This window comes from Phenylobacterium sp. (assembly GCF_031425575.1).
In the GTDB taxonomy this organism is placed as follows: domain Bacteria; phylum Pseudomonadota; class Alphaproteobacteria; order Caulobacterales; family Caulobacteraceae; genus Phenylobacterium.
Genome location: NZ_JANPJP010000067.1, coordinates 1 through 3,629, shown reverse-complemented (window position 1 = coordinate 3,629; position 3,629 = coordinate 1). Strand labels below are relative to the sequence as shown.

Genomic DNA, 3,629 nt, shown 5'->3' with positions numbered 1-3,629 from the left:
CGGGGCGCACCCGCACGTCACCCTGCACGCCCACTTCTATCCGCCGTTGCTGCGGTCGGCCTCGGTGCGCAAGTTCATGGTCGGCTACGAGATGCTGGCCATGCCCCAACGCGACCTGACGCCCGAGGAGGCCGCGGCGCGCCTGCGGGACCTGACATGAACGCCCCCATCACCATGAAGCCGCTGAGCCATCTGCCCGATGGCCGAATGGTGGACGCCTATACGCTCACCAACGTTCATGGCGTCTCGGTGCGCATCCTCACCTATGGCGGCGCCATCCAGTCGATCCGTGCGCCAGACCGTGACGGCGAGCTGGACGACATCGTCCTCGGCTACGACCACCTGGAACGCTACCTGGAGAGCCCGCGCTATTTTGGCTGCCTGGTGGGCCGCTATGCCGGGCGCATCGCCCGCGGCCAGTTCTCCATCGACGGCCGTGACTACGACCTCGACCGCAATGAGGGCGCAAACTGTCTGCACGGCGGCCGTGTCGGCTTCGACAAGGCGGTCTGGGCCGCCAAGGCCCAGGAGACTCGGGTCGGCGCCAAGCTTACCCTGACCCATGTCAGCCCGGACGGCGACATGGGTTTCCCCGGCGAGCTTGCGGTCCAGGCGGTCTATGAACTGACCCGCGGCAATGAGCTGCGGCTGGAAATCTCGGCCACCACCACCGCGCCGACGGTGGTGAACCTCACCAACCACACCTACTGGAACCTGGGCGGGCTCAACGCCCGCCACGTCCGTGACCACGAGCTGCAGATCCTGGCCGAGGGGGTGCTGGTCACCGACGAGGGTCTGGTCCCCACCGGCGAGATGGTGGATGTCGCCGGTGGGGAGCTGGACTACCGCCACCCCCGCCCGCTGACCGCCGATCTCGACCACACCTTCGTGCTCGCCGACAAGAAGCGTGGCGTCCTGGCGCCGGCCGCCCGCCTGACCCACGAAGGCTCGGGCAGGTCCCTGCAGATCGACACTACCGAGCCCTGCGTGACGGCCTATACCGGCTGGGGTGGCGTGGCCCTGGAGACGCAGCACGCGCCGGACGCCCCGAACCAACCGAACTTCGTCCCGACCCTGCTGCGTCCGGGCGTGACCTGGAAGTCGACGACGGTGTTCAAGCTCAGCGTCTAGAGCCTGATCGGTCAAGGTGACAGGCGGCCGCGACGGTGGCGAAGATCTTGGTGGAGAAGGCCTGGCGGCGTCGAGCTGTTTGATTTTCGGCGCGGGAGAACTTGCAGTTCCGTCCGTCGCCGATCACTGCTGAGCTTGGCAGCTATTGAGCATATTTTTTAATCAGCAGGCGGCGTCCAGATCCATGACCAAACTGTCCCTCGGCAAGAGCTCGCTCGCGGTGTCGCCCATGGCCTGGGGGATGTGGCGCTTCAAGGGTTCCGACGTGAGGGCCGCCCGCACCCGGGTCGAGGCCGCCATCGCCGCTGGCATGACCTTCCTCGACACCGCCGACATCTACGGGCCCGACAATGACGAGCCCTTCGGCGCCGCCGAGGCCTTGTTCGGCCAGGTGCTGAAGGACGCGCCGCAGATCCGCGACCAGATCGTCCTGGCCAGCAAGGGCGGCATCGTCATGGGCACGCCCTACGACTCCAGCGCCGCCTATGTGGAGAGCGCGGTTGAGGCCTCGCTCTCCCGGATGGGGGTCGACAAGATCGATCTCTATCAGATCCACCGCCCCGACCACCTGGCCCACCCGGCGCAGGTCGCCCAGGTGCTGACCCGCCTGCGCAGCGCCGGCAAGATCGGCGAGGTCGGCCTCTCCAACCACACCGCCGCCCAGGTCTCTGCGTTGCAGGCGCACCTGGCCTTTCCCATCGCCTGCGTGCAGATCGAGTTCTCGCCCCTGGTGGTGGGCCCGCTCTATGACGGGACGCTGGATCAGGCGCTGGAGACCGGCATGGGGGTCATGGCCTGGTCACCCCTGGCCCAGGGCCGCCTTGCGGATGGTCCGTCGTCGGACGAGCGCGTCCTGGCGGTCCGCGCTGAGCTGGACAGGCTGGCGGCGACCCACGGCGTTTCGCGTACCGTCGCGGCCTATGCCTGGCTGCTGGCCCACCCCGCGGGGCCCATCCCCATCATCGGTTCGCAACAGCCAGAGCGCATCGCCGAGGCGCCCCAGGCGCTTGCGCTCCAGCTGACCCGTCCCGAATGGTACGCCGTTCTCACCGCCGCCAGAGGAGCTCCCCTGCCGTGACCCAAGCCCTTTGCGAAGTCTCCTGGTTCTCGGCGCTCTGCGATGATGACTACGAATACCTGGGCGTGCCGGACCCGGCCCTGGCGTCCAGCTGGGAGCATTGCCGCAACATCGCCCTGACGGCGGAGAAGGGTGGCTTCGACAACATCCTGCTGCCGTCGGGCTACGGCCTGGGCATTGACACCGTGGCCTTCGCGGCCGGGATCGCGCCGATGCTCCAGCGCATGCGCCTGCTGGCCGCTATCCGCTGCGGTGAGATGTGGCCGCCTCAGCTGGCCCGCCAGCTGGCCACCATCGACCAGATGCTGAACGGCCGCCTGACCGTCAACATCATCTCCAGCGACATGCCGGGCGAGACCCTGGCGAGCGCCCCGCGCTACCAGCGCACCGTCGAGACCATGCACATCCTGCGCACCCTGCTGAATGGCGAGGCGCTCGATTTCGACGGTGAGTTCTACAAGCTGAAGGTGGAGCCGCCGCGCATCCGCACAGTCTCGGGCAAGTCGCCCCAGTTCTACTTCGGCGGCCTGTCGGAGGACGCCCGCGAGGCGGCCGCCAAGGGCTGCGACGTCTATCTGATGTGGCCCGACACGCAGGAGGCGGTGAAGGAGATCCTCGCCGACATGACCGCGCGCGCCACCAGGCACGGCCGCAGGCTGAAGTTCGGCTACCGCGTCCACGTGGTGGTCCGCGAGACGGAGGCGCAGGCCCGCGCCGCCGCTGACCGCCTGCTGTCGCACCTGGATGCGCCCGCCGGAGACGCCATCCGCGCCAAGTCCCTGGACAGCCAGTCGGTGGGGGTGCGCCGCCAGGCCGAACTGCGCGAGACCGCCTCGGACGACGGCTATGCCGAGGCCAATCTCTGGACCGGCATCGGCCGGGCCCGCTCGGGCTGCGGCGCGGCCATCGTCGGCGATCCTGACCAGGTGCTGGCCAAGCTGCAGGCCTACCAGGCCATGGGCATCGACGCCTTCATCCTGTCGGGCTATCCGCACGCCGCCGAGGCCGACCTCTTCGCCCGCCATGTCCTGCCCAGGCTGAACCACGGGCCCCTGCTGCCGTGACGTCCCCGGGCGAACCCGAGCAACACGAGTTCGCCTTCGCCTCCTTCGACTCGCTGGAGGGGGTGCCGGTCCTCAGTCCCGCGCCTGCCGGCACGCCGGCCTATCTGCGGCTTTACCGGGCGGGTCAGCGGATCCTGCCCGGCGGGCTGATCGCCGTGGTGGTGGCGTTGGCGGCCTCCTGGCTCTCCGACCACTACGGCGCGCCGGTCATGCTGTTCGCCCTGCTGCTGGGCATGGCGGTGAACTTCGTCGGCCAGGACCCGCGCTGCCGGCCCGGCATCGACTTCATGGGCCGCACGGTCCTGCGCCTGGGCGTCGCCCTCCTGGGCGCGCGGATCACCATCAACCAGATCAAC

General features: G+C 68.9%; 5 protein-coding genes. All 5 read left to right on the top strand.

Going from position 1 to position 3,629, the window contains the following annotated elements:
• Positions 1 to 64 precede the first annotated feature (64 nt).
• A complete protein-coding gene (locus RMO97_RS21550) occupies positions 65 to 160 on the top strand; it encodes a hypothetical protein (protein ID WP_409035284.1) in 96 nt (31 codons plus the stop codon).
• On the top strand, positions 157 to 1,131 hold the full coding sequence (locus RMO97_RS03935; RefSeq protein WP_310539238.1) for an aldose epimerase family protein: 975 nt from the start codon (positions 157 to 159) through the stop codon (positions 1,129 to 1,131). Before RMO97_RS21550 ends, RMO97_RS03935 begins: the two co-directional genes overlap by 4 nt.
• A 184-nt stretch (positions 1,132 to 1,315) precedes the next feature.
• Entirely contained in the window at positions 1,316 to 2,209 is an 894-nt protein-coding gene (locus RMO97_RS03930) for an aldo/keto reductase (RefSeq protein ID WP_310539237.1), read from the top strand.
• Positions 2,206 to 3,273 carry an LLM class flavin-dependent oxidoreductase gene (locus tag RMO97_RS03925; RefSeq protein ID WP_310539236.1) on the top strand — a complete coding sequence of 356 codons (1,068 nt, stop codon included), beginning with the start codon at positions 2,206 to 2,208 and terminating at the stop codon, positions 3,271 to 3,273. Before RMO97_RS03930 ends, RMO97_RS03925 begins: the two co-directional genes overlap by 4 nt.
• On the top strand, positions 3,270 to 3,629 hold a 360-nt coding region (locus RMO97_RS03920), incomplete at its 3' end, for a putative sulfate exporter family transporter (protein ID WP_310539235.1). The genes RMO97_RS03925 and RMO97_RS03920, both read left to right, overlap by 4 nt.

Coding starts and splice junctions, on each gene's coding strand:
- RMO97_RS03935 (WP_310539238.1), top strand. CDS start 157: ATGAACGCCCCCATCACCATGAAGCCGCTGAGCCATCTGCCCGATGGC.
- RMO97_RS03930 (WP_310539237.1), top strand. CDS start 1,316: ATGACCAAACTGTCCCTCGGCAAGAGCTCGCTCGCGGTGTCGCCCATG.